Origin of the sequence: uncultured Thiothrix sp. (assembly GCF_937876535.1) — a bacterium.
GTDB lineage: Bacteria > Pseudomonadota > Gammaproteobacteria > Thiotrichales > Thiotrichaceae > Thiolinea.
The window spans coordinates 168546-191920 of sequence record NZ_CALFHZ010000005.1 but is presented as its reverse complement, the minus strand read 5'-3'; the positions used below and the strand labels follow the sequence as shown (position 1 = coordinate 191920).

Genomic DNA, 23375 nt, shown 5'->3' with positions numbered 1-23375 from the left:
ATTGAGGGCAAACCAATGGGCATGAATCGCCGTGAGTTTTTGCAATTATTAGCGGCGGCTAGTGTGGCCGGTTTTCACCTCAATCCGCGCCTGAGTCTGGCAGCAGATAAGCCTACCAATCCCTATGAACTCCCAGCCTTTGGTAATGTATCCTTATTGCATTACACCGATTGCCACGCGCAACTTTTGCCGATTTATTACCGTGAGCCGAGCGTCAATTTGGGCGTTGGTAAGATGCAGGGCAAGCCGCCGCATTTGGTGGGTGAGAACTTTTTGAAGTTTTATAATATCGCTCCCAACAGTTTAGCAGCCCATGCCTTCACCTATGTAGATTTTGCCGAAGCTGCCAAGCAATACGGTAAAGTGGGTGGCTTTGCCCATCTCAAAACTTTGGTTGATCAAGTTCGTGCCCAGCGTAAAGGCGCATTATTACTGGATGGCGGCGATACATGGCAAGGCTCGTGGACTGCCTTAAAAACCAAAGCGCAAGACATGGTGGATGCCCAATTAGTCTTAGGTGTGAATGTGATGACCGCGCATTGGGAAATGACCTATGGCGCGGATCGTGTCAAAGAAATCATTGAGAGCGATTTCAAAGGTAAGCTTGATTTTGTGGCGCAAAATGTGATGAGCACCGATTTTGAAGAACCTGTGTTTAACCCTTATATCATCAAGGAAGTGAATGGCGTGCCAGTTGCGATTATTGGGCAGGCTTTCCCCTATACGCCGGTGGCTAATCCTAAGCATCTGATTCCCGAATGGAGTTTTGGCATTCGCGATGATCGTATGCAAGAGATGGTGAATCAGGCGCGCAGTAAGGGTGCGAAAGTGGTGATTGTGCTTTCGCATAATGGCATGGATGTTGACCTGAAAATGGCCAGCAAAGTCACCGGCATTGATGCGATTATGGGCGGCCATACTCACGATGGCGTATTCCAGCCCGTGATAGTAGAGAATGCGAGCGGCAAAACCTTAGTCACCAATGCAGGTTCGAATGGCAAGTTTTTAGGCGTTTTGGATTTAGACGTGAAAGACGGCAAAGTAGCGGATTACCGCTATAAACTCTTGCCAGTATTCTCCAATTTACTCACCCCTGACCCTGAAATGGTCAAGCTAATCGACAAAGTGCGCGAGCCTTTCAAGAAAGAATTAGCCGAAGAATTAGCGGTTTGTGATGAAGTGCTTTATCGCCGTGGTAATTTTAATGGCAGTTTCGATCAACTGATTTGCAATGCCCTAATGGAACGTCTCGATGCGCCAATTGCTTTCTCCCCCGGTTTCCGCTGGGGCACGAGTTTATTACCCCAGCAGCCGATTACTTTCGAGCATGTCGCTGATCAGACCGCAATCACTTATGGCACGGTGACTCGCAATGAATTAACGGGTGAAACTATCAAAACCATTCTGGAGGATGTGGCTGATAATCTGTTTAATCCTGATCCGTATTATCAGCAGGGTGGGGATATGGTGCGTGTAGGTGGTTTGAAGTTTAGTTTTGATCCGACAGCGAAAATGGGCGAACGTGTGTCGGATATGGAGTTAGCGGGTAAACCATTGGAAATGAGTAAGACTTATCCGGTGGCAGGTTGGGCGAGCGTGCAGGAAAAAGTACCAGACAATAAGCCGATTTGGGACGTGGTGGCGGATTACCTACGTGATAAGAAAACGATTAGTAAGCTGGAATTGAATACCCCAAGATTGAAAAATGTGGAGGGGAATGCAGGTTGGGCCTAAAATGACATGGTACTTGATCAAACTACTGAGTAGTGACTAGCCTTGATTCACTATTTAGCTCTTAAAGCTTTGTACTGATCTAAACCATATTCCTCAAAATGTGCTTTGGCCTGGTCGATATGTTTTTCTAGGTATTTATCTTTAGTTTCTTTAGCTGCCTCAATACGTTGCCATGTCAGTGTTTCAGCAAACTCATCACGCTCAGTAGTCTTGATGACTAATTCGTCAGTTGCATAGTTTATTTCTACATCGCCGACAAGAGCATTTTCAAGATGAATTAATTTTTTCTTAAACTCACCATCAATCAATTCAAAAATACTTACATAGTGCATGGTGCCACTATTTTTCACAGTTTGTGCTTCGAAAACTAGAAACTGATTAGCAGCTAAACGCTCGATTTCCAATTTGCCTTTAAACACATAGAAGCCTTTTAAAGGGTCTTCTTTAGCGCTTAACAAAGTTCTTTCAGCTTTAGTGAGTCTGTATAGACCTGTTATATCAGGAGCTGTTTTGGTGTCTGCTGCAGTAACTATAGCGGCTATTGTAGGAGGTTCGGTCGCTGCTAGTGGTTGGGCTGTAGGCTCCTCAGCACGCAGGGTTTGAATACTGATTAGGCTAGCTAAAATTATCAGGATAATGCTTAAATTTTTAATTGGAGCCATATCTTAATCTTCTTGAAGTTAAAAGCTTGCTTAGCGTGTCTAAAGTCTTATTCCTCTCCAATATTGACAGTTTTCCCTTGCTTTAGCTGCTCTTCTTGGCGCATACCCAAATGTTCTGGAAAGCTGCGTTCTTTATAGCCTTGGCTACTGACATAGTTTAAGAGCTGCTGAAAATGGAAGTTATACAATTTGGCCTCTAAACGGGTGACTTCTTTGCCCTCAGCAAACAACACTAACCCCGGCTGATAACTAAGTTTGAGTTGCTGTAGCCAGCGTTTAGGCGTAGTTTTAGTTCCATTTACATCGGTGATTTCAGTATTGTCATCGGCAGCAAAACGCACCACAGTGAAAGCTTTTAACTCGCCTTGAATTGCTGGGTTGTTCAATAAAGTATCATGTAAGAAGCTGCAGTCGCTGCAGCTAGTCGATTCAAAAATGACTGCTAAAGGCGTTTTAATATTAGAAAGATCTTTGCGGTCTTGAAACAAAATATTCGGCTGTAACTGATAACTTGTTGGCGAAGTTTGCTTGGCAAGATACTCACTGAGTGATTCGGTTTTATAAACTTGGTTGGCTATATATTCGAGTACTGGCTTGAATTGTGTGGGGGAGCGATAACCATTCAAGCGGGCAACGGTTTTATTCTCGGCATTGACAAAGATAATGGTGGGTGTAAGCGTGACCTCTAAGTCAGTAGCTAATTCTTTTTCAGAGAAGGAGCGTTCTTTGCTGTATTGCACTTGGCGATCACCTTTAACATTAATGGCAATCACATCAAAATGTTCTTGAATATAGGTTTTCAATGGCTCTTGCAGGAAATTATCATCCAGCATTTTGGCGCAATAAGGACAATTATTAAGGTGAAAAAATAGCATTACCTGTTTATTCGCATCGGCAGCCTCTTTAATATCTTCTTGGATTTCTAAAAAGCTTTCTTTAAACCAATCAGGCATTTCATGTTCAATACCGCCCACTACTTTGCCTTCAGTACTAGTATCAGCCTGTAATGGAGTTAGGGTAAACCACAGCCATAATAGAGTGAACCACCACCCAGCTTGAGTTAATTTAGGCATTCATTAATCTCCTTCTCCAACAAGTATTTAAGCATACGTTGCCTTAGGCTTGGAGGCGAATGCTTAGGAGAGATAGACGGTCATGCCGTTAAGCTGATAAAAGCTAACAAGCCCTACTGCTTTGCTAAACTTAACAACTGTCAGAACTGGAAACATGAACAAAAATGATCTCTACCAGCACCAAAACCTTATTATTTTTAGTTGCTTGTAGTTGTTTAACTGCTTGCCAAGAGAATACCGCCGTGGTGGCTCCCGCACCTGCTCCTACCACAACAGTATTACCCACTAAACAAACTGAGCAGGTGATTATTGATAAAATAGACGCTGCTCAACAAGTGAATCAACAACGCTTAGAGGCTGCCGAAAAATTTTAAGTATTTTTTCGCCCGACTCTAAAGGCTAAAGGCCATTCAGTGAGATAGCTGGTTGCCTCATCCCAGAGATCGGCAAGTTGTTGCTCTAAATCGCTAACAGGATCAGAACCCTTGGTTTGGATATAGCGATCAGTTGCTGACCAACTGCGGAAATAACCCATTAGTTGGGCTTTAGACCAGTTTAGCTGCATGCTGAAAGTGGGTACTGAGAGTTCTTGAAACGGAAAAGCTAAATCGCGATAGCCTGTTTCGACAATTGCCCGTTCCGGTGGCCAGTAAGGGCCAACGGTATTACTGTAAAAGTCTTGAGCTAGAGCATCAATACGTGGCTCTGCAATTTTCAAAACCCCATAAGTCCACACCGCTAAAACTCCATTGGGTTTCAATACACGCTGCGCTTCAGCATAAAACTTTTCTAAATCAAACCAGTGAAGAGCTTGGGCGACAGTTATTAAATCCACCGAGTTATCCGCTAAACCGCTTGTTTCAGCAGAGGCAACCCGCCATTCAATCTTAGGCTGTGGTTCTGCAGCGGCGATTTGCTGGGCGCTCGCATCAGTCGCGATCACTTGCTGAAAATGCTCAGCTAAGCCTAAGGATGCTTGCCCCGTACCACAAGCACAGTCCCAAACTAATGCAGTGCTTGGGCTAATTTTGGCTAGCCAGGCATATAGTTCAGCCGGATATTGTGGCCGATAACTAGCATAGGTTTTCGCTACATTAGAAAAATGATCTTTGAAGTTTTGAGTCATTTGGGTTCTCCTTGAAGAAAATAATCGCAAACTCTCTAATTTTTTGCATCTGCTTTTCTATTTTGGCCTTGAATTTGAAAAATTAACCCTTATTTCTCTCAGGCGATTCAGTACACGGAGCCTTTAGCAGCGTGGCAAGATTTTGGAGATCGAAGATGAACCCAGCAGAACAAGATAAACAAGACTCAACCTTAGACCCGATGGTGCAGCCACAAGCTGCTAGCGAGGCGGGCGCAGAAACAGTGCAAACAGAGGCTAATAGTGCTGACGCTTTAGCGCAGGCACAAGCCGAAGTCACTAAACTGCAAGCAGAGTTAGCAGCAGCTCAAGCTAAAGCCGAGGAAAATCGGGATTTATATATTAGAGGCCAAGCCGAGGCTGACAATCAACGCCGCCGCTATGAAAAACAGGTGGAAGATGCACATAAATTCTCAGTACAACGCTTTGCAGAAGCAGTGTTGCCGGTCATCGATAGTTTAGAAATGGGCTTACAGGCTCAGGGTGATGCGGATAGCTTGCGTGAAGGGATGCAACTGACTTTAAAGCAATTTGAATCCGTCATGGAAAAATTCAAAATGGAAGTGGTTAATCCACTCGGTCAAGCTTTCAATCCTGAATTGCATCAAGCGGTTGGGATGCAACCACACCCCGATTATGACAATAACACGGTGTTTTTAGTCATGCAGAAGGGTTATACCTTGAGTGGTCGCACGATTCGCCCAGCGATGGTAATGGTTAGCAAAAAGTAGCAAAAAAACATTTTTTCTGGGGTTTTTAAGCCTTGAAAAGCAATAAATAGCCCCTATCTAAGGATTCAGTTAGCAACCTTGGGTTGCAGTAGTTAAAAAGATTTCTGGAGAAGTAAAGATTATGGGAAAAATTATTGGTATTGACTTAGGTACTACCAACTCTTGTGTAGCGATCATGGAGGGCGATAAGCCACGGGTTATTGAAAACTCAGAAGGTGATCGTACTACCCCATCGGTAGTTGCCTTTATGGATGAAGAAGTATTAGTGGGTCAAACGGCAAAACGCCAAGCAGTGACCAATCCAGAAAATACCCTATATGCAGTCAAACGTTTGATTGGTCGGCGCTTCCAAGAAGATGCGGTACAAAAAGATATTAAATTAGTACCCTACAAAATTGTGCAAGCTGACAATGGTGATGCTTGGGTTGATGTCCGCGGTAAGAAAATGGCACCACCTGAAATTTCTGCGCGTGTGCTGATGAAAATGAAGAAAACCGCCGAAGACTATTTAGGCGAGCCAGTCACTGAGGCCGTAATTACTGTGCCTGCTTATTTCAATGACTCACAACGTCAAGCCACTAAAGATGCTGGGCGTATTGCAGGCTTAGAAGTAAAGCGGATCATCAATGAGCCAACCGCAGCGGCTTTAGCTTATGGTATGGATAAGTCTAAGGGTGATAGCAAAATCGCTGTGTATGACTTAGGTGGTGGTACGTTCGACGTCTCTATCATTGAAATTGCGGATGTGGATGGCGAAATGCAGTTCGAAGTTTTGTCAACTAACGGGGATACTTTCCTGGGTGGCGAAGACTTTGATATGCGCTTGATTGATTACTTAGTGGACGAGTTCCGTAAGTCATCTGGGGTGGATTTGAAAGGTGACCCATTAGCCATGCAGCGCTTAAAAGAGTCTGCAGAGAAGGCTAAAATCGAGTTGTCTTCTAGCCAACAAACGGATGTGAATCTACCTTATATCACAGCTGATGCGTCTGGCCCGAAACACATGAACATTAAGGTGACTCGCGCCAAGTTAGAATCATTGGTCGATGATTTAATCAGCCGTACCATTGAGCCTTGCAAGATTGCCTTGAAAGATGCGGGTTTGAGTGCTTCCCAAATCAATGAAGTCATTCTGGTCGGCGGTCAAACGCGGATGCCTAAAGTCCAAGAGGCAGTGAAAAACTTCTTTGGTAAAGAGCCACGCCGTGATGTGAACCCTGACGAAGCAGTTGCAGTCGGTGCGGCGATTCAAGGCGGTGTGTTAAGTGGTGGTGTGAAAGACATTCTGTTATTAGACGTGACCCCATTGTCCTTAGGGATTGAAACCTTAGGTGGTGTGATGACTAAGTTGATTGAGAAAAACACCACCATCCCAACTAAGGCTCAACAAGTGTTTTCAACTGCAGATGACAATCAAACTGCGGTAACCGTGCATGTGGTACAAGGTGAGCGGCAAATGGCGCGCGACAATAAGTCTTTAGGCCGTTTTGACTTACAAGACATTCCACCAGCACCCCGTGGTATGCCACAGATTGAAGTTGCGTTTGATATTGATGCGAATGGTATTCTGAACGTATCGGCCAAAGACAAAGCCACTGGTAAGCAGCAATCCATCGTGATTAAAGCTTCTTCTGGTCTGTCTGATGCTGAAGTTGAGCGCATGGTGAAAGATGCCGAAGCACATGCTGAAGAAGATCGTAAGCAACGTGAATTGGTGGATGTACGCAACCAAGCGGACAACTTAATTCACGGCACTGAGAAATCTTTACGTGATTATGGCGACAAGGTTGATGGTGCAGATCGTGCCAATATCGAAAGCTTAGTGCGTGAATTACGAGATGCTCTGAAAGGCGATAATAAGGACATTATCGAGCGTAAAAGCGAAGCTTTAGGTGAAGCGTCTGGCAAACTGATGCAGAAGATGGCTGGTATGGGTGCTGGCCCTGAAGCGGGTACAGCTGGCGCGAGTGGCCAAGCTGGTGCAGGTGCTAAGCCAGCCGATGATGACATCGTTGATGCTGAGTTTGAAGAAGTGAACAAGAAGTAAGCTAAACGAGCTAACTTCCGCAGGCGTGACGGGCAAGCTGTCACGCCTGCTTTTTGTTTTTGTGGATCCTATTTGTAGCAGGGGATACTAATGTCAAAGCGGGATTATTACGAAGTCCTCGGTGTACAAAAAAATGCGAGTGAGGATGATTTAAAGAAAGCGTTCCGACGCTTAGCGATGAAGTATCATCCAGATCGCAACCCAGATGATGTTGATGCTGAAGCCAAATTCAAAGAGGCCAAAGAAGCCTACGAAGTTCTCTGTGATCAAAATAAACGCTCGGCTTATGATCAATTCGGCCATGCTGGGGTTGATCAAGTAGGAGCAAGTGGCGCACGGGGCGGCGCTGGCTTTGGTGATATTTTTGAGGATATTTTCGGCGATATTTTTGGTGGTGGTGGTCGACGTGGCGGTGGTAGCCGTGCCTATCGTGGTAGCGACTTACAATATAATCTTGAACTGAGCCTGGAAGAGGCAGTTGCCGGTAAAGAAGTTGATATTCGCATCCCTACGATGAAAACTTGTGAGACTTGTTCCGGTACAGGTGCGAAAAAAGGCACTCACCCACAAACTTGCTCAACTTGCCACGGTCAAGGCCAAGTACGAATTCAACAAGGCTTTTTCTCTATTCAACAAACTTGCCCGCAATGTCATGGAAATGGCAAAGTCATTACTGATCCTTGTCCTAGCTGTCATGGCCAAGGTCGCATCGAAGAGCATAAAACCCTATCAGTCAAAATTCCGGCGGGTGTTGATACGGGTGATCGTATTCGCTTATCCGGCGAAGGCGAAGCTGGTTTGAATGGTGGCCCATCAGGTGATTTATACGTACAAGTATTTGTCAAAGAGCATGAGCTGTTCACCCGTGAAGGTGATAATTTATTCTGTAATGTGCCTATCCGCTTTACCACCGCAGCCATTGGCGGCGAGATGGAAGTGCCAACTCTGGATGGCAAAGTTACTTTAAAAATCCCACCTGAAACCCAAACGGGCAAAAAATTCCGCTTACGTAATAAAGGCGTGAAGTCAGTGCGCAGTTCCTCCCTAGGGGACTTAGTTTGTACGGTGATTGTTGAAACGCCAGTCAATCTCACAAAGCGTCAACGCGAGCTTCTCGAGGAGTTTGATCAAACCATGAGTGAGGGTGGCAATCGACATAGTCCAAAGGAGCATAGCTGGCTGGACAAGGCAAAAGGTTTCATTGATGATGTAAAGCACGATCTTTTTGGTGACAAAAACGATTAAAGCTTAAGCAAAATGATGAACCGAGGGATGCTGAAATGACCGAAATGACACGGATAGCAATTGTAGGTGCTGCGGGGCGCATGGGCAAAACTCTGCTGGAAGCCTGTAATGCTGTCGAAGGTTTAGTGGTAACCGTGGCTACTGAACATCCACATAGCCCGCTGGTCGATACGGATATTGGTGCCGTAGCGGGTATGGGGGCTAATGGAGTCCTTATTGCTCCATCCTTAGACGCTGCTGCGAATGATTTTGATGTATTAATCGATTTCACTCGCCCAGAGCCGAGCTTAGAGCATTTAGCTTGGTGTGTAGCACATAATAAAAAAATGGTGATTGGTACGACTGGTTTTGATGAGGCGGGTAAAGCCGCTATCCAAGCAGCATCTGAAAAGATCAGTATTATGTTCGCGCCGAATATGAGTATTGGTGTCAACCTCTGCCTGAAGCTTCTTGATATGGCTGCCCGTGTGTTAGGCGATACCGTAGATATTGAAATTATTGAAGCACACCACCGCCACAAAGTAGATGCACCCTCAGGTACGGCTTTGCATATGGGTGAAGTGATTGCCTCAGCTTTAGGGCGTGATCTGAAAGAGTGTGCTGTATATGGTCGTCAAGGTGTCACGGGTGAGCGTGATCGTAAAACGATTGGTTTTGAAACGATTCGTGCTGGCGATATAGTTGGTGATCATACGGTCATGTTTGCGGATGTAGGCGAACGCATTGAAATTACCCACAAAGCGTCCAGCCGAATGACTTTTGCTAAGGGTGCGGTGCGTGCTGCTCAATGGTTACAGACCCAACCCACGGGCTTGTATGATATGCAAGATGTCTTGGGGTTCAAATGAATAATACACCAACTACCCCCGTCAAAATCTGGGATTTGCCTACACGTCTCTTCCATTGGACACTAGTGCTCGGCATGGGCTTTATGTGGCTGTCAGCTGAGTTAGGTGGCTTGTGGATGGATTGGCATATGAAAGCGGGTATTTTCATGCTTGCTTTAATTATCTTTCGGATTATTTGGGGATTGATTGGGAGTGAAACTAACCGTTTTAGCTCGTTTATTAAATCACCCGCAAGCTCAATTCATCATCTAAAAGAGTTGAAGCAAAGTGGTACTATGTATCATGTGGGCCATAATCCCCTAGGGGCTTGGATGGTGGTATTTTTGCTAGGTGGCGTGCTGTTTCAAGCCACTACTGGATTATTTGCTAACGATGATATTTTAGTCGAAGGCCCCTTATATGCCTTAGTCTCTGAATCAACTGCAAAGACTTTGAATGGGCTACATCAGCAATGGTTCAATATCTTATTGCTAGCTGCGGTAGTGCATATTTTAAGTGTAGGGTTTTATAAAATCCGTAAACGTACCAATCTCATTAAAGCAATGGTTTCAGGTAGTGCCGATTGGCCGGTAGATCAACAACCTATTCCTAGTAGCGTCAGCTTTAAAAGTCCTTGGTTAGCACTAAGCATTTTTATTGTCTGCTATGGGGTAGTTTATTTTGGTTTGCAGTTTGCAAGTCAACTGTAGAGTTATAGAGTTGCCAATACCAACCCTGCTCAGATCTGAGCAGGGGAGCAAATTAGCTAATTAATCTTCTTTGCGATAACTATCGTGGCAAGCTTTGCAAGATTCGGCAACTTTGCTGAATTGTGGCTTCAGTGCCGCAATATCACTTGCACCATCTGCTGCTTTAGCTAAATTAGCCGCTTCAACTTTGAAAGTTTCCATTTTGGCTCTGAAATCTTCCATTTTGGCAGCAATTTCTGGTTTAGCTTCAGTTTTACCTTCGTAGCTACCATCGATGAAGCCATTGATTGGGAATTGGCTTAAAGTCGCAACTGCGTCAGCATTTTTCTTAAAAGCCGCTGCATCAAAAGGTACGTCACCTTTAACCATACCAGCCATCGGGCCAAAGTGATTGCGAATCATAGTGAAGGCAGATTGGCGATAGTCGATAGCCGCTTCTTGTGGGGTTTGTTTAGCAGCCCAAGCGCTACCCATGACAATGGCGGTTGATAAGACTGCACCTGTGATAATGGCAAATTTCCCAAATTTCATCGTGCTTGCTCCTTGATTGTTTAAAAATAATTACTATTTAAGAGGTACTAGCAGTACAGGTTGGCAGTATAAATTAACTATAACTTGAGGCAAGTTACCATAGGAGTATCTATGTCTAATTCCCCGCTTTACACTGAACAGTCTTTCTGGAGCAAACTCAAAAGCTATGCAAAATCTGCAGGACGTGATGTAGTTGAACTGGCACTAAAGCTCTATTACTGTTTGCAAGATCCGGACACCCCTAAGTGGGCTAAGACTATTATTATAGGTGCTCTGGCTTATTTTATTGTACCAGTCGATGCCATCATGGACTTTATTCCAGGCGGTTATGTGGATGATTGGGGGGCGTTAGCAGGGGCTTTAGCAGCTGTAGTAACGCATATCAAAGATAGCCATGTACAACAAGCGAAGGCGAAGACTACTGAGTGGTTTGGGGCAGAAGTAATTTAGCGCGAAAAGCAAAGCATCAGCACCGTTACCATTCTTGGCACAAGGCTGATGCTTTAAGCTGACTTGATCTTAGCGATGCCAACCGCCATGTACTGGACAATAACCACGGCTACGATGCATCACACGTTGATGGCTACGATAAGGCCGTTGGTAATAACGGTAAGGCTGATAGACGGGGCGCCAGTTGTGATGTGGGCGGACATTCATCCCATAGCTCACATACCCAGATGGGCCAAAGCCAATATAAAATGAGGCATGATTACTATGCTGGCGCTGTCCACCATGATGACGATAGCCATCATCATAGCCACCGTGGGCTGATGCAGTCGTACTTGCAGCTAACAGGGCAAGGCTTACAATCGCAGCTAGGCTTATTTTTTTCATTGCAGTATCTCCTACTCTAGGGTGACAGCAACTCAGGGTTCGAAGGGCTTGATCTTGGATGCTGTTAAGCTGGAGTTTAGGTGGTGATTGTGCATCAAACTGCTCTGAAATGTGCAAATACTATGGAAATTTATTGGTTGCACTCATACTTGACTGTTCAGGGTTTAAGTCTTTCTCCGGTGCATTAAAGGCTTTTTGCTGTGCTTTTAACATTTCCGTTTGTAAGACTGGCAGTACTTCACTGGTGTATTGATCCATTTTCGTTAGAGCGGTTTTAGCATCTGGATTGCTGTAAAAATTTGCTAAAACCTCTAATTCATTGGCGGTAAAATATTTCACCAGAGCCGCATGCATCGCTTGATTAATCACCTCAATATCTAAATGTTTAGTTAACATGTCTAGATAAGGCTTACGATCTATTTCTGGCAGCATGCTCACATTTTGGTCGGCTAAAGCTTGTGCCATTGCCTTAGGTGGATTCGCTTCTAGGTAACGTGTAGCTTGTTGTTGGCGGTTAGCGAGATTGTCCTCCAAAGCAAATGCAAGGCTTGTAATTGAAAAAATACTTAAGAAAAACAGCACCTTCATTATGGATCCTAAATTATTATACTCATTAATAGAGTGTAGAATGCTTTGGATAAGATTTAAGCTATTTGTAAATTAAATTACTTTAAAGCTCAGAGGCTTAAAATAACAGCAAATTATTAAAAAATATTTATTGTAGCTTGCTTAGGGTATTTTTCGCAGGAAATAGGGCGGAAGCAAAGTTCCGCCGCGTCGCTGAGAGGAAAAGGGTATTAGTTGTAGACAGTGAAGGGCTGAGTGAAGCTAAGCAGGGTAATACAGTCTTTATGTACTAAGACTTAAGTTTTAAGTGAGTGAACACCACCTAAACTTAAGTGCTAAAGGAAATGCTTAGCCGCAAATACTAGGGTCAAAATTCCACACAATAATTTCGGGTTCTGCCGCATAAGTAGCATCATTTTCAGCATAAGCTACTACTTCAATGCTAGAGCTTTCTTCAACTTGAACATCTAAACTGGGTGCTGCGACGGCGCTCATGTGAAAAATCCTTTGACTGGTAATTGCTTGCTTTTAGTAATTGTAATGGTACAAAACTGCTTTAATGCTTAAAAGTGATAGATTAAGATATTAATATCGATGTTTTCGATTAAATGGAGGACTAGCTCGTGAAGCTCATTCAATTGCGACTCTTAAAAACCCTGCTGAGTAATGGCATGAATGTCTCCCGTGCGGCAGGTCAACATTATGTGGTGCAATCAGCAGTCAGTCGGCAATTAGGCTTATTAGAAGAAGAACTAGGGATGCCACTGTTTGAGCGCAAAGGTAAGCGTTTAGTAGAGCCAACCCCTGTTTGCAGGGCTTTAGTCAAGCAAATCGATACGATTGAGCAAGCCCTCGAAAATATTCGAGCGGTAGCAGATGAATATCGCATGGAAACCAGTGGTGAGGTGCGGATTGCGACCACGCATACACAAGCCAAGTATTTTTTGCCTGAAGTCTTAATGGAGTTTCGCCAACGTTATCCAGCGGTTTCGATTCATCTGTTGCAAGGTGCGCCTTCGCAATTAGTTGGTATGTTGCATGAAGGTAAAGCAGACATTGCCATTTGTACCGAGGAAATCGGCAAAGCACCGGGGTTAACTAGTGAACGTTGTTATGATTGGAATCATGGCTTGATTTTGCCCGAAGGTCATCCGCTAGCGGAAGGTGAACTCACTTTACAGCGGATTGCTAAGTATCCCATTTTGACTTATGTCTTTGGTTTTGCAGGGCGCTCTAAAGTCCAATCCACTTTTGAACAAGCAGGTTTGCATTTAGATGTGTCCTTTGCTGCAACTGATACCGATGTGATTTTGAGCTATGTGCGTTTGGGCTTTGGGGCGGGGATCATCGCGAAAATGGCCTATTCACATATCCATGATGATGATTTAGTGTTGCGTGATCTGTCGCATTTATTGCCAACCTCAACCACGCGTGTGGCTTGGGCGAAGAATAAATACTTGAAACAATATGTGTCGGATTTAGTACAACTACTACTCGAGCATGGCGAAAGTGAAGACTGGTATGCGTGAGGGCAGGTGCTCAGGTATGATGCACATCTTTGCAAGTAATAGGTTAGGGCAATGAAGCGTTTTTTAGCAGGGTTCTGTACTCTGCTGTTATTAAGCGCTTGTGGCAAGTCAGAGCATCCACAAGCTATCGATAATTTACCTTGGCAAGTCACCAAAACAGCAGAAGGTCATACGCAAGTTTTTCATATGGAGCTGGGTAAAACCACCTTACGCCAAGCGATTGAACTGCTGCATAGTTTTCCTGAGCTAGCGGTAATGCAAGCACCTAACCATGAGTACAGCTTAGAAGCTTATTTTGGCAAGCAACGTTTAGGTGTTTTTGAAGCAAAGTTGGTCGCTGAATTAGCGGCTGATCCTGCGAGTTTAGAAAAATTTGCCAAAGAACATATCAAACGTGAACCCCAAGCTAGTGGTGCATGGCGTTTGACTGTTTCAGAAGAAAATCAAAAGCTTGCGAATGATTTTCCGATTAAGACGCTGATTTATATTCCGGTTGTCAACTATGAGCCAGATATTATTCTTTCGCGTTTTGGTGCGGGTTCAGAAGTAGTGAAACTAACCGATACCGTCGATGCATGGTTTTATGCGGATCGGGGTTTAGCGATGCTGATTGATGCCAAGGGTGGTGATATATTTTATTACAGCTCATTGGCGGATTTTCCACAGTTGAAAGCAAAAATTCTTAAATTACCCACCGAGCAAGTCCATGAATAAACCTGAAGATACTGTACTCCAACAGCCGTGGTGGAAGAAAAAAGAATTAACCGAATTCAGCGCTGAAGAATGGGAAAGTCTCTGTGACCATTGCGCGAAATGTTGCTTAAATAAACTTGAGGATGAAGACGATGGCACGGTGTACTACACCGATGTTGCCTGTAATTTATTGGATGGGAGCACTTGTAAATGTAGCAATTATGCACAGCGGCAAGTCTTGATGCCGGATTGTGTGCGCTTAACGCCGCAGAATTTAGAGCAGCTGTATTGGATGCCACCAAGTTGTGCTTATCGTCTGATTTACGAAGGCAAAGATTTACCGTCTTGGCATCATTTAGTTTCAGGCAGCAAGGCAACTATTCATACCCAAGGCGAGTCTATAATCAATAAATTCGTATTTAGCAAAGATGTTGATGAGGAAGAATGGGAAGATCGGATAGTCGATTGGCCACTGGAGTGGAAACCTTAACTGCTCTACGCTTAGATAAATGGTTGTGGGCTGCACGCTTTTTTAAAACTCGCACCCTAGCCGTGGAAGCCATTAATGGTGGTCACGTGCAGGTCAATGAGGAACGCGCTAAACCTTCGCGGGCAGTGCATGTTGGTGATGTCTTACGCATTCGTAAAGATCAAAACACCTGGAAAGTCACGGTGCTTGGTTTAAACGAGCAGCGCCGCCCAGCCAAAGAAGCCGTCTTGCTTTATCAAGAAGATGAACACCAACGTGAAGAGCGCGAGCAACAAATCGAAATTCGCCGCCTGCATGGGGTAAATGTGCCGGTACGTAAGCCGAATAAGCAAGAGCGCCGCAAGATCGAAGAGTTTAAGCAGACCTGGGAGTAGTTATTGCCCCATTGGATGCACAGCACCACTTAAAATAATTTTGCCTTGGGGTTGAGTAGCCATGTTTGCATTGTGCGGTTCTAAGCTAATCGCAAATTCGCTAGCGGTTTCCAAACTATTCCACATTTTTTGATTTAAAGCGATTTCTTGTTTAGTTTGCTCTAAAGTTCCCAAACGCATCGGTGGCTCGTGTTTGTTTTTAGAGATACACCACAAAGTCGGCACCATACCTTCCTGCTGTTCCAAATACTGATCGAGCATTTCAAAGGAAATCTTCATCTCAGCATGCTTAGCCATGGCTAAAACTAGTTGATGTTGCTGTTGAGTGGATTTCAAAGCAGCAATGTAAGCTTGAGGTGGGTTAGGCTGATTTAAGAACAAGGCTGTTACTATTGCGGCAAGGACTGCTGCTAAGCTTGGTAACGCCCAGTTAAGTGGGGTTTGAAAACGTTCCCAGAAACTCAATTTAGTTGGTTTTAGCTGAAGTGCTTGCTCTAGGTTATGCCAGACTCTTGTCGGTACTGTGTGTGAGGGCAGTAATTCCACTAAGCCATTAAGTTTTTGCTGATAAGCTTGCGTGGTTGCACGTAAATATAAATGCTGCTGCATTAATTGTTCAAAACGGCTGCGTGCTCTACCTTGCAAGATGCCCAAAGCATAAGCCATCGCCAGTGGCTCAAAAATATCGGGATTCTTATAACGCTTCATGCTAGGCAATTCCTCAGTTGTTCTAAGCCGCGCCGAATCCATGCTTTCACCGTACCCAACGGACGCTGTTGGCTTGCAGCTAATTCTTCATGCGTACAGCCATAGTAAAAAGCTTGGAAAATACATTCACGTTGTTCGGGTTTAAGCTGTTCCATACATTCAAGTAGCTGTTGGGTATCACTACTGAGTTGCGTTAGTAAGTCAGGTGTAATCGCTTGTGAGGCAAATTCTAGAGATTCATATTCCACTTCAGGATGAATCTCGGGGCGACTCTTTGCCATCCGCAAACGATCTAAGGCCTGATTGCGTACAATCGTTGCCATCCAAATAAAAGCTTGGCCTTTATCCGTGCTATAAGTCGCTGCACTATGCCAAATCTTCAGGAATCCTTCTTGTAAAATATCTTCTGCCAAAGCTTCATCGCGTACTAAGCGGCAGCACAAAGCATAAAGCTTGGGTGAGCTCTGCTGATAGAGTTGTTTAAAAGCAACTCCATCTTGACGACCACAACGTAAAAGCAATTCATTCAAAGCATCCATAGTATGCATTCTAGGGCTTAATACGTTGAGTGTGGAGGTTTAGATGCATGCAGACAGAATCTAAGCTCAGATGAAGTAGGGCTGTCGATTTTTGTGAGTTTACATAAAAACTGAGCCGATTTTCTAATACCCTCAATCGAATGGTTAGTCTATTTATTTTAACAATCCCAATTCTGCAAGACTAAGTGAGTATAGCTAGCCTTTTTAAATCAAAGTTATACTTAAGTATTTGATTTGTTTTAGTTAATAAAATTGAATTGAATTGAATTGAATTGAAAATTTTGAATATAAACGTTTTTGTAAAAATTGCTAAAAAAATCAGCTTTAAGAGATTACATCAAAAAATAATAGCCACTTATCTTTAAAACCGGCTAATAAAATATGCGTAAAGTGTGATGATAAAATAAAAACTAGGCCAGAAAAAATTCATTAATAGAATTTTTATTTTTTAGCATTAAACTTTATGGAGTGTTTTATGATCAATCTTAATAACTCTTTTTCCTCAAATAGTTATCTCAATACAACTAGGCCTGAGCAATCTGCAGAATGCGATATTGAAGGTTTCGAAGCTGAACTTGATCGTCAGTATTCACACTTACCCCCTTACTTAAGGCCACAAGTAGTACCTGCCGGGGATTTTGATGATGCCATGAAGTTTCTCAACGAGAATAATGCAAGTTTGGGTTTAACAATGCCAAGTACGGGGAATACTAATTTCTCTGAAACTACCAATAACATAAGCAGTAATACGAGTAGCAATACTAGTGCGCCAGCAGAGAATCAAATTAGTCAGCTTTTAAGTAGTTTGATTGCTATTTTAATCCTGAGCATAGCTGCTATGAGTAATTGATTGTTATAGGTTTTTTTGAATTGAAGTGCCTAGCTAGGACGAATCAGTTTGCCAGTCAATGCATTGCGAATTTCACTGGGATTCTGTTGTTGACCCAAAGGCAAATCGAGAATGAGATCCAGTTGATCGGCGAAGTAAGTTTGTAAGGTAACTAGATCACGGGCAGGCGTTTGGTTGGCTGGATTAGCACTGGTGGAGATCAGGGGTGTTCCCAATTGCCGACATAAAGCTTGGCATACCGGGTGTGCACTAATCCGCACTGCAAGCGTGTCATGCTTACCTTTTACTAGTGGAGAAACTGCTGCATTCACCGGTAACAGCCAAGTATAAGGCCCTGGCCAAGTCGGTAAGATGCGCTCTAGAACTTCGGGAGTCAGTGGTGCAAGATAAGGAATTACTTGCTCAAGTTCAGCAGCAATGAGAATCAAGCCTTTGTGTGCAGGACGTTGTTTAAGTTCCAACAAGCGCTGCAAGGCAGCTTCATTCTGTGGATCACAACCTAAACCAAAGACGGCCTCAGTCGGGTAAGCGATCAGGCCACCCGACTTTACTACTGCAACGGCCTCTTCAATCTGGGTGCTGATACGCATGGCATCAGGTACCCGTCTTTTTACGAGGTGTTTTCGCTGCAGTACCACTTGCTTTAGTAGCCGTTGTTTTAGTGGCTGCTTTCCGTGCGGGTGCTTTGACTTTAGGCGTATCCTCAGTAGCCGCTTTTTTCGAGGCTGCTTTTTTCTTTGCAGGTTTTTCCTCGGTATTAGCTGCTGTTTCAGTAGGTTCTGGTTTAGCTTCTGTTGCCTTTTTGCTAGTTTTTTTGGTTTCTTTCTTGGCTGGAGTGGCTTCAGCAATTAAGGCTTGGGCTTCTTCCAAGGTCAGCGTTTCTGGTGTTTTATCCTTCGGAATTTTCGCCTTAATCTTGCCACTAGCTAAGAATGGCCCCCAGCGACCTTTAAGCACTTGAATACCATCACCAAAATCACGAATAATTTTTGCTAAATCACTAACTTTCTTTTCTTCAATCAGCTGTAGGGCACGTTCTAAGGTCACGGTATAAGGATCATCCTCTTTTTTCAGCGAGACGAAGTTAGTGCCATAGCGTAGATACGGCCCAAAGCGACCAATGCTTGCGCTAATGGTTTGACCTTCGGCTGTTTCGCCTAAAGCCCGCGGGAGTTTAAATAGCTCAAGGGCTTCCTCTAAGCTGACCGAGTCCATTTTCATGCCCGCGCGCAAGCTAGCAAAAATCGGCTTATCTTCATCATCACGTGAACCGATTTGCACAAAGGGTCCAAATTTACCCATACGCACAGACACAGGTTTGCCCGTGTTGGGGTCAAGTCCTAATTCACGCGCCTGCAACACATCACTGCGCTGCACATTGTCCATTTTCTCATCAACCAGCTTGCTAAATGGCTGCCAGAATTGATCAAGCACTGGCTCCCAAGCTTTTTCACCGCGTGAGATTTCATCAAGTTGATCTTCAAGATTTGCGGTAAAGTCATAATCGACATATTGAGTGAAATGTTCAGTTAAAAACTTATTCACGATGCGCCCAATATCAGTCGGAATAAAGCGGAGACGATCAATTTCTACATATTCACGCGCGAGTAGAGTGGAGATAATACTGGCATAAGTGGAGGGACGGCCAATACCATATTCTTCCAGCATTTTGACTAAGGTCGCTTCAGAATAGCGGGGTGGTGGCTCGGTGAAATGTTGAGTTGCTTCAATCTCATTAAGCTTAACGGCCTCGCCTTCGGTTAAGGGTGGCAGTGGATTTTCTTTCTCAACCTTCTGATCGTCTAAGCCTTCTTCATACACAGCTAAAAAGCCAGGATCACGCACAGTTGAGCCAGTAGCACGGAAGAAACTGGTTGGTTCGGCGGCTAAATCGACAGAAATCGTATCAATCAAGGCATGGATCATTTGACAAGCGACAGTACGTTGCCAAATCAATTGATACAGGCGGAATTGCTCTTCGCTGAGATGACCACGAATTTCTTCAGGTACGCGCAAACAGGAAGTCGGGCGAATCGCCTCATGTGCCTCTTGGGCATTTTTTGATTTGGTTTTGTACTGGCGCGGTGAGTGGGGCAGTTTATCTTTGCCATAACGTTGCTCAATAAAACCACGTAATTCAGCAATCGCTTCACCGGCTAAAGCGACCGAATCGGTCCGCATATAGGTAATTAAACCCACCGGGCCACTGCCTAAATCAATCCCTTCATACAGTTGCTGGGCAGTGCGCATGGTTTTCTGTGAGGAAAAACGTAATTTACGTACGGCTTCTTGTTGCAAAGTTGAAGTCGTGAAAGGTGCTGAAGGATTGCGTTTGCGTTCTTTACGCTCAATTTTGGCAACAATCAGTTTGCCTTGAGCAACCTTTAATAAACGCTCACGTACACTCTGTGCCGATTCACTGGTATTAATATCAAATTGTTCTAAGCGCTTGCCGTCTAACGTATGCAGGCGTGCAGTGAATTCAAAATTCTGCTTATCAAGTAACGCAGTAATATTCCAATATTCTTGTGGCTCAAAGTGTTCAATTTCTTCTTCGCGCTCCACAATCATGCGTAATGAAGGGCTTTGTACCCGACCTGCTGACAGACCACGCTTAATCTTCCGCCATAAGAGCGGAGATAAGTTAAAGCCAACTAAATAATCCAGTGCACGTCGTGCTTGCTGTGCATCAATTAATTCATAAGCTAAATCGCGAGGATGGGCAATGGCCTCTTGGACGGCATTTTTCGTGATTTCATAAAAAACGACCCGATGTACTTTTTTACCTTCAAGTACCCCACGTTCTTTTAGGAGTTCGTATAAATGCCAAGAGATGGCCTCACCTTCGCGATCGGGGTCAGTCGCTAGGTATAAGGTATCCGCTTTTTTAACAGCACGAGCGATGGCATCGACATGGCGCTGATTGCGGTCAATGATCTCGTACTTCATGGCATAACCATGCTCAGGGTCAACCGCGCCTTCTTTAGGAATTAAATCACGCACATGACCATAGGACGCAAGTACTTCAAAGCCCTTGCCCAAATATTTCTGAATGGTTTTGCCCTTCGCCGGTGACTCGACGATGACCAGATTTTCGCTCATTTAGCTGCTTTTCAAGTTAAAATTTAAAAATTAGGCTCAGGTTAAAAGCCAATGGCCTGCATTTTAAACCTGAAAAGCTAGCAAAAGTAAATAGACCTTATGTGATTAGTGATAGACAGGAGTGGTTCCATCCAGTGTCAAACCCTCAGTCCATAAAGCGCTGTTATCTTCATTAGGGCGATTAACCAGCACCATTAAAATCACCCATTTCAAGCGATCAAGCGTGAAATCAGGGTCCTCTAAGGCAAGTACACGATCAATGACTTGCTCGCGTGATTCATAATTAAGAATCCCAGCTTTTTCTAGAAACAACAGATAACTTTGGCATTCGGTATTCAGCCAGCGTTGTTCTTGCTGTGCGAAAATGCGTAGAGAATGTGGCGAATATGGTTCTAATACACCCTGATGCTCATCACCGAGACTTTCAAGCCAGTTAAAGGCACGGTTGATCTCACCAGGCATAAAACCAGCGCCCTGCAAATAAGCATTCATGGATTCGCGGTCTTCATTTGGAGTAGCGTCGTCATCCATCTCTGAATAATTGTCAAACAAATAGAACAGTACTTCCAGTGTGCTTTCTTTCATCAAGTTCAGTCTCTTGGTTACAACCGCTTGTAGCGACCGCCGCCACAGGCTGTGATGTAGCCTTGTAGCTCTAGCATCAGCAGCATGGATGAAACCACGTCAGTGGTCAACCCTGTTTGGATTACTATCTGGTCAATCGGTAGTGGCTCTAGACCTATGGTAGCGAGAATTTGTTGCTCTTCTGGATCTAAGTCTGCCGTTGACCTTTCTTCAGTATTTCCTTGAGTTATGACTTGTTTTAAGAAAGATAAGGGTTTAGGTGGCTTACTGGTTTGCGGTGTGTGCGCGTCGGCTGCATTTACGTGAACTCCCAAATAAGTCTGTAATTGCGGGGCTAGTTCTTCCAAAATATCGGCGGCAGTTTCCACCAATTTTGCGCCTTGGCGAATTAAACGATGACAGCCATGTGCCAAAGGACTGTGAATCGAACCCGGAATCGCAAAGACTTCACGCCCTTGTTCGAGCGCGTGCTGAGCAGTGACTAATGAACCACTCTGTAAAGCAGCTTCTACGACTAAAGTACCTAAAGACAGACCACTAATAATCCGATTGCGCCGTGGGAAGTTTTGCGCTTGTGGTTTCACCCCAATGGGAAATTCACTCACAATTGCGCCTTGCTCCACAATCTGTTCGGCAAGTCTACGATTCTTCGCCGGATACATAATATCTAAGCCGGTCGCGATCACGGCAATGGTATGTCCACCCGCCTCTAAAGCACCTTGATGGCTAGCCGCATCAATCCCCAAGGCTAAGCCGCTAGTCACACTAATTCCGTGCCTTGCCAAGTATTGAGCAAAGGCTTGGGCATTGTCTTTACCATAACTGGTGGGGGTGCGACTCCCGACCATTGCGAGCTGTGGCTCATTTAAAAGTTCAGGATTACCTGCAACAAAGAGAATCGGCGGGGCTGCTTTAACATCACGCAACAGCTTGGGATAGCGACTATCTTCAGGAACTAGAATGTGACGATGGGCAGCCCGATGTAGCCATTCTAAGTCGGCAGCGGCGGCCTCAGTAGGCACAGCACGTAAGTGTTGAACAGTCTCAGGTTTTAAACCGGCTTGGCTAATGGCTGTATCACTCGCCGCTAAGGCAGTAGAAGCAGAACTGAAATAATTCAACAGTCGATTGAAGGAGGCTGGGCCAATACCTGCAGCACGCCATATTTGTAGGCGTGCTCGTAGTTCGTCTTCACTAATTTCCACGTAGCCTGTAATTCCTGTTGGGTGGCGTTTAAGGATTCCCTATTTTATCCCCATTTTTAATTTCCCGCCCAGATTCAGTAATTAAGGCATAACTCAGATTGTCGTGTACGCTATATACAATCGCTTCACCAACTTTAGCTGGAGGCAGAGTGACTTTAGGGGTAGTGCGCGCATTACCACGGAAGCTTTGATAATGATCTTCTACAATATTGCCATCGGTATAGACCCCTACCGCATAGCCCGGTTTAATTCCTTGGTTCTTACCACGATTAATGGCAATAATCATACAGGGTGAGCCTAAATATTCAGCATCATAAATCGCTGCAATTTGCCCACGAATTTTATTCGGTGGCAATTGAATCGTGGCGCGCAATTCGCTATGGCGACGATCCACTGGTAAGATACGATCACCTACCCGAATCGGTTCATCAATATCCAAAATCGTAGCGGTTGAAACCGTATCAACCCGATCTACTCGTGCATAACCGCTGTAGATCACTTGATGGCCTAGTAAGTTATTAGTTTCTGGGTCATAGATCGGCTTGTCGGGATGGTAGACCGCATAACGTGCACCAACCCGGGGTTGGTTCATATTTTTTAAGTAAACCGTTGCCCCTGGTGGAATCAGCGTTTCACCATCTTTGGCGGCTAATAAATAAGGCGCGTTTTTAATCGCCTCATCATTCATGATGCGTGGCCATTCTAAGAAAGGAGCCAAAGTAACCAATGACTCACCCACTAAACCTTTCGACTCAATGCGAATTCTGGGAATGAGTTTGTTACTCCCATCAGCACTTATTTCTTTACTGTAGCTGAAATATAAAATATCACCCGGATAAATCTGATGTGGATTCTTGACTTGTTGGTTCTTATCCCAAATTTCTGGCCAATAAGACGGCGTATTAAGGAATTTGCGCGCAATACCCCATAAAGTATCGCCTTTTTGCACCACATAAGTTGAAGGTGCATTCGGGTTGACTTGGATACCGCTACTGGTAGGGCGATCAGCAAAGCTTAAACGCCCGTGTTGCGGTGGCATTCCATAATAAGCGTCATAATTGGTTTGATTGGCGTTGTAGGCCATTGCAGGCTTATTAGCGGGTGAGTTCGTCATGCACCCAGCGGTTAAGGTAGCGCTAGCTACACAAGCGGCCCATAGCAGATGGGAAAAGCGAAGCATGTTGTTATCCTTGTA

The 23375-nt window shown here is 44.4% G+C and carries 27 protein-coding genes; 13 read left to right on the top strand and 14 right to left on the bottom strand.

Annotation, left to right across the window (positions count from 1 at the left end; all coding sequences use genetic code 11):
- Positions 1–15: 15 nt before the first annotated feature.
- The gene (soxB, locus tag Q0230_RS02135) at positions 16–1734 is read left to right on the top strand and encodes a thiosulfohydrolase SoxB (protein WP_298607687.1); all 1719 of its coding nucleotides are present in this window, start codon (positions 16–18) and stop codon (positions 1732–1734) included.
- Between the two features lie 50 nt (positions 1735–1784).
- On the opposite strand, the gene Q0230_RS02130 is transcribed toward soxB, so the two are convergent.
- A complete protein-coding gene (locus Q0230_RS02130; protein ID WP_298607685.1) occupies positions 1785–2396 on the bottom strand; it encodes a hypothetical protein in 612 nt (203 codons plus the stop codon).
- A gap of 47 nt (positions 2397–2443) precedes the next feature.
- The gene (locus Q0230_RS02125) at positions 2444–3469 is read right to left on the bottom strand and encodes a thioredoxin fold domain-containing protein (RefSeq protein ID WP_298607683.1); all 1026 of its coding nucleotides are present in this window, start codon (positions 3467–3469) and stop codon (positions 2444–2446) included.
- 164 nt (positions 3470–3633) lie between these two features.
- On the opposite strand from Q0230_RS02125, the gene Q0230_RS02120 reads away from it, so the two are divergent.
- Positions 3634–3843: a hypothetical protein gene (locus Q0230_RS02120; protein WP_298607681.1), complete on the top strand. Its 210-nt coding sequence runs from the start codon at positions 3634–3636 to the stop codon at positions 3841–3843.
- Here the strand turns inward: Q0230_RS02120 and Q0230_RS02115 are convergent.
- Positions 3840–4595 (bottom strand): class I SAM-dependent methyltransferase, encoded by a 756-nt coding sequence (locus Q0230_RS02115; protein WP_298607679.1) that lies wholly within the window; start codon positions 4593–4595, stop codon positions 3840–3842. The genes Q0230_RS02120 and Q0230_RS02115 overlap by 4 nt on opposite strands.
- 155 nt (positions 4596–4750) lie before the next feature.
- On the opposite strand from Q0230_RS02115, the gene grpE reads away from it, so the two are divergent.
- From grpE to Q0230_RS02090, 5 genes are all read left to right on the top strand, one after another.
- Entirely contained in the window at positions 4751–5344 is a 594-nt protein-coding gene (gene grpE, locus Q0230_RS02110) for a nucleotide exchange factor GrpE (protein WP_298607677.1), read from the top strand.
- Between the two features lie 121 nt (positions 5345–5465).
- Positions 5466–7391 carry a molecular chaperone DnaK gene (dnaK, locus tag Q0230_RS02105; protein WP_298607674.1) on the top strand — a complete coding sequence of 642 codons (1926 nt, stop codon included), beginning with the start codon at positions 5466–5468 and terminating at the stop codon, positions 7389–7391.
- Between the two features lie 90 nt (positions 7392–7481).
- The gene (gene dnaJ, locus Q0230_RS02100; RefSeq protein ID WP_298607672.1) at positions 7482–8636 is read left to right on the top strand and encodes a molecular chaperone DnaJ; all 1155 of its coding nucleotides are present in this window, start codon (positions 7482–7484) and stop codon (positions 8634–8636) included.
- Between the two features lie 35 nt (positions 8637–8671).
- Positions 8672–9484 (top strand): 4-hydroxy-tetrahydrodipicolinate reductase, encoded by an 813-nt coding sequence (gene dapB / locus Q0230_RS02095; RefSeq protein WP_298607670.1) that lies wholly within the window; start codon positions 8672–8674, stop codon positions 9482–9484.
- Positions 9481–10173: a cytochrome b/b6 domain-containing protein gene (locus Q0230_RS02090; RefSeq protein ID WP_298607668.1), complete on the top strand. Its 693-nt coding sequence runs from the start codon at positions 9481–9483 to the stop codon at positions 10171–10173. The genes dapB and Q0230_RS02090 overlap by 4 nt, the downstream gene beginning before the upstream one ends.
- Positions 10174–10233: 60 nt before the next feature.
- Here the strand turns inward: Q0230_RS02090 and Q0230_RS02085 are convergent, their stop codons facing one another.
- Positions 10234–10704, bottom strand: coding sequence for a cytochrome c (locus Q0230_RS02085; RefSeq protein WP_298607666.1), 471 nt, complete (start codon positions 10702–10704; stop codon positions 10234–10236).
- Between the two features lie 111 nt (positions 10705–10815).
- Between Q0230_RS02085 and Q0230_RS02080 the strand changes: the two genes are divergently transcribed.
- Positions 10816–11154, top strand: coding sequence for a YkvA family protein (locus Q0230_RS02080; RefSeq protein ID WP_298607664.1), 339 nt, complete (start codon positions 10816–10818; stop codon positions 11152–11154).
- Between the two features lie 69 nt (positions 11155–11223).
- Here the strand turns inward: Q0230_RS02080 and Q0230_RS02075 are convergent, their stop codons facing one another.
- From Q0230_RS02075 to Q0230_RS02065, 3 genes are all read right to left on the bottom strand, one after another.
- Positions 11224–11538 (bottom strand): hypothetical protein, encoded by a 315-nt coding sequence (locus Q0230_RS02075; RefSeq protein ID WP_298607662.1) that lies wholly within the window; start codon positions 11536–11538, stop codon positions 11224–11226.
- A gap of 120 nt (positions 11539–11658) precedes the next feature.
- Positions 11659–12126 (bottom strand): DUF2059 domain-containing protein, encoded by a 468-nt coding sequence (locus tag Q0230_RS02070; protein ID WP_298607660.1) that lies wholly within the window; start codon positions 12124–12126, stop codon positions 11659–11661.
- Positions 12127–12453: 327 nt separating this feature from the next.
- On the bottom strand, positions 12454–12600 hold the full coding sequence (locus tag Q0230_RS02065) for a hypothetical protein (RefSeq protein ID WP_298607658.1): 147 nt from the start codon (positions 12598–12600) through the stop codon (positions 12454–12456).
- A 128-nt stretch (positions 12601–12728) separates the two neighbouring features.
- On the opposite strand from Q0230_RS02065, the gene Q0230_RS02060 reads away from it, so the two are divergent.
- The 4 genes from Q0230_RS02060 to Q0230_RS02045 are packed head-to-tail and all read left to right on the top strand — an operon-like array spanning position 12729 to position 15191.
- Positions 12729–13634, top strand: coding sequence for a LysR substrate-binding domain-containing protein (locus tag Q0230_RS02060; RefSeq protein ID WP_298607655.1), 906 nt, complete (start codon positions 12729–12731; stop codon positions 13632–13634).
- A 51-nt stretch (positions 13635–13685) separates the two neighbouring features.
- Positions 13686–14348, top strand: coding sequence for a hypothetical protein (locus Q0230_RS02055; protein WP_298607653.1), 663 nt, complete (start codon positions 13686–13688; stop codon positions 14346–14348).
- Positions 14341–14817 carry a YcgN family cysteine cluster protein gene (locus tag Q0230_RS02050; protein WP_298607651.1) on the top strand — a complete coding sequence of 159 codons (477 nt, stop codon included), beginning with the start codon at positions 14341–14343 and terminating at the stop codon, positions 14815–14817. The genes Q0230_RS02055 and Q0230_RS02050 overlap by 8 nt, the downstream gene beginning before the upstream one ends.
- Positions 14805–15191 (top strand): S4 domain-containing protein, encoded by a 387-nt coding sequence (locus Q0230_RS02045; protein WP_298607650.1) that lies wholly within the window; start codon positions 14805–14807, stop codon positions 15189–15191. Before Q0230_RS02050 ends, Q0230_RS02045 begins: the two co-directional genes overlap by 13 nt.
- On the opposite strand, the gene Q0230_RS02040 is transcribed toward Q0230_RS02045, so the two are convergent.
- Together Q0230_RS02040 and Q0230_RS02035 are read right to left on the bottom strand one after the other, a co-directional pair.
- Positions 15192–15899: an anti-sigma factor gene (locus Q0230_RS02040; RefSeq protein WP_298607648.1), complete on the bottom strand. Its 708-nt coding sequence runs from the start codon at positions 15897–15899 to the stop codon at positions 15192–15194. It abuts the gene before it with no gap.
- Complete coding sequence (locus tag Q0230_RS02035) at positions 15896–16438, bottom strand: sigma-70 family RNA polymerase sigma factor (protein WP_298607647.1); 543 nt, start codon at positions 16436–16438, stop codon at positions 15896–15898. Before Q0230_RS02035 ends, Q0230_RS02040 begins: the two co-directional genes overlap by 4 nt.
- A 475-nt stretch (positions 16439–16913) precedes the next feature.
- On the opposite strand from Q0230_RS02035, the gene Q0230_RS02030 reads away from it, so the two are divergent.
- Entirely contained in the window at positions 16914–17288 is a 375-nt protein-coding gene (locus tag Q0230_RS02030; RefSeq protein ID WP_298607646.1) for a hypothetical protein, read from the top strand.
- A gap of 29 nt (positions 17289–17317) precedes the next feature.
- Here Q0230_RS02030 and Q0230_RS02025 read toward each other — a convergent pair whose 3' ends face one another.
- From Q0230_RS02025 to Q0230_RS02005, 5 genes are all read right to left on the bottom strand, one after another.
- Positions 17318–17878: an L-threonylcarbamoyladenylate synthase gene (locus Q0230_RS02025; RefSeq protein ID WP_298607644.1), complete on the bottom strand. Its 561-nt coding sequence runs from the start codon at positions 17876–17878 to the stop codon at positions 17318–17320.
- Positions 17879–17882: 4 nt separating this feature from the next.
- Positions 17883–20390: a DNA topoisomerase I gene (locus Q0230_RS02020; protein ID WP_298607642.1), complete on the bottom strand. Its 2508-nt coding sequence runs from the start codon at positions 20388–20390 to the stop codon at positions 17883–17885.
- Between the two features lie 105 nt (positions 20391–20495).
- Positions 20496–20975: a DUF494 domain-containing protein gene (locus Q0230_RS02015; RefSeq protein WP_298607640.1), complete on the bottom strand. Its 480-nt coding sequence runs from the start codon at positions 20973–20975 to the stop codon at positions 20496–20498.
- Positions 20976–20992: 17 nt separating this feature from the next.
- Positions 20993–22180, bottom strand: coding sequence for a DNA-processing protein DprA (dprA, locus tag Q0230_RS02010; RefSeq protein ID WP_298607637.1), 1188 nt, complete (start codon positions 22178–22180; stop codon positions 20993–20995).
- Between the two features lie 28 nt (positions 22181–22208).
- Complete coding sequence (locus Q0230_RS02005) at positions 22209–23360, bottom strand: LysM peptidoglycan-binding domain-containing protein (protein WP_298607634.1); 1152 nt, start codon at positions 23358–23360, stop codon at positions 22209–22211.
- Positions 23361–23375: the final 15 nt, after the last annotated feature.

What these genes read in the sequence shown, in the direction of transcription:
- soxB (WP_298607687.1), top strand. Translation starts at nt 16, where the DNA reads ATGGGCATGAATCGCCGTGAGTTTTTGCAATTATTAGCGGCGGCTAGT.
- Q0230_RS02130 (WP_298607685.1), bottom strand. Translation starts at nt 2,396, where the DNA reads ATGGCTCCAATTAAAAATTTAAGCATTATCCTGATAATTTTAGCTAGC.
- Q0230_RS02125 (WP_298607683.1), bottom strand. Translation starts at nt 3,469, where the DNA reads ATGCCTAAATTAACTCAAGCTGGGTGGTGGTTCACTCTATTATGGCTG.
- Q0230_RS02120 (WP_298607681.1), top strand. Translation starts at nt 3,634, where the DNA reads ATGATCTCTACCAGCACCAAAACCTTATTATTTTTAGTTGCTTGTAGT.
- Q0230_RS02115 (WP_298607679.1), bottom strand. Translation starts at nt 4,595, where the DNA reads ATGACTCAAAACTTCAAAGATCATTTTTCTAATGTAGCGAAAACCTAT.
- grpE (WP_298607677.1), top strand. Translation starts at nt 4,751, where the DNA reads ATGAACCCAGCAGAACAAGATAAACAAGACTCAACCTTAGACCCGATG.
- dnaK (WP_298607674.1), top strand. Translation starts at nt 5,466, where the DNA reads ATGGGAAAAATTATTGGTATTGACTTAGGTACTACCAACTCTTGTGTA.
- dnaJ (WP_298607672.1), top strand. Translation starts at nt 7,482, where the DNA reads ATGTCAAAGCGGGATTATTACGAAGTCCTCGGTGTACAAAAAAATGCG.
- dapB (WP_298607670.1), top strand. Translation starts at nt 8,672, where the DNA reads ATGACCGAAATGACACGGATAGCAATTGTAGGTGCTGCGGGGCGCATG.
- Q0230_RS02090 (WP_298607668.1), top strand. Translation starts at nt 9,481, where the DNA reads ATGAATAATACACCAACTACCCCCGTCAAAATCTGGGATTTGCCTACA.
- Q0230_RS02085 (WP_298607666.1), bottom strand. Translation starts at nt 10,704, where the DNA reads ATGAAATTTGGGAAATTTGCCATTATCACAGGTGCAGTCTTATCAACC.
- Q0230_RS02080 (WP_298607664.1), top strand. Translation starts at nt 10,816, where the DNA reads ATGTCTAATTCCCCGCTTTACACTGAACAGTCTTTCTGGAGCAAACTC.
- Q0230_RS02075 (WP_298607662.1), bottom strand. Translation starts at nt 11,538, where the DNA reads ATGAAAAAAATAAGCCTAGCTGCGATTGTAAGCCTTGCCCTGTTAGCT.
- Q0230_RS02070 (WP_298607660.1), bottom strand. Translation starts at nt 12,126, where the DNA reads ATGAAGGTGCTGTTTTTCTTAAGTATTTTTTCAATTACAAGCCTTGCA.
- Q0230_RS02065 (WP_298607658.1), bottom strand. Translation starts at nt 12,600, where the DNA reads ATGAGCGCCGTCGCAGCACCCAGTTTAGATGTTCAAGTTGAAGAAAGC.
- Q0230_RS02055 (WP_298607653.1), top strand. Translation starts at nt 13,686, where the DNA reads ATGAAGCGTTTTTTAGCAGGGTTCTGTACTCTGCTGTTATTAAGCGCT.
- Q0230_RS02050 (WP_298607651.1), top strand. Translation starts at nt 14,341, where the DNA reads ATGAATAAACCTGAAGATACTGTACTCCAACAGCCGTGGTGGAAGAAA.
- Q0230_RS02040 (WP_298607648.1), bottom strand. Translation starts at nt 15,899, where the DNA reads ATGAAGCGTTATAAGAATCCCGATATTTTTGAGCCACTGGCGATGGCT.
- Q0230_RS02035 (WP_298607647.1), bottom strand. Translation starts at nt 16,438, where the DNA reads ATGGATGCTTTGAATGAATTGCTTTTACGTTGTGGTCGTCAAGATGGA.
- Q0230_RS02030 (WP_298607646.1), top strand. Translation starts at nt 16,914, where the DNA reads ATGATCAATCTTAATAACTCTTTTTCCTCAAATAGTTATCTCAATACA.
- Q0230_RS02025 (WP_298607644.1), bottom strand. Translation starts at nt 17,878, where the DNA reads ATGCGTATCAGCACCCAGATTGAAGAGGCCGTTGCAGTAGTAAAGTCG.
- Q0230_RS02020 (WP_298607642.1), bottom strand. Translation starts at nt 20,390, where the DNA reads ATGAGCGAAAATCTGGTCATCGTCGAGTCACCGGCGAAGGGCAAAACC.
- Q0230_RS02015 (WP_298607640.1), bottom strand. Translation starts at nt 20,975, where the DNA reads ATGAAAGAAAGCACACTGGAAGTACTGTTCTATTTGTTTGACAATTAT.
- Q0230_RS02005 (WP_298607634.1), bottom strand. Translation starts at nt 23,360, where the DNA reads ATGCTTCGCTTTTCCCATCTGCTATGGGCCGCTTGTGTAGCTAGCGCT.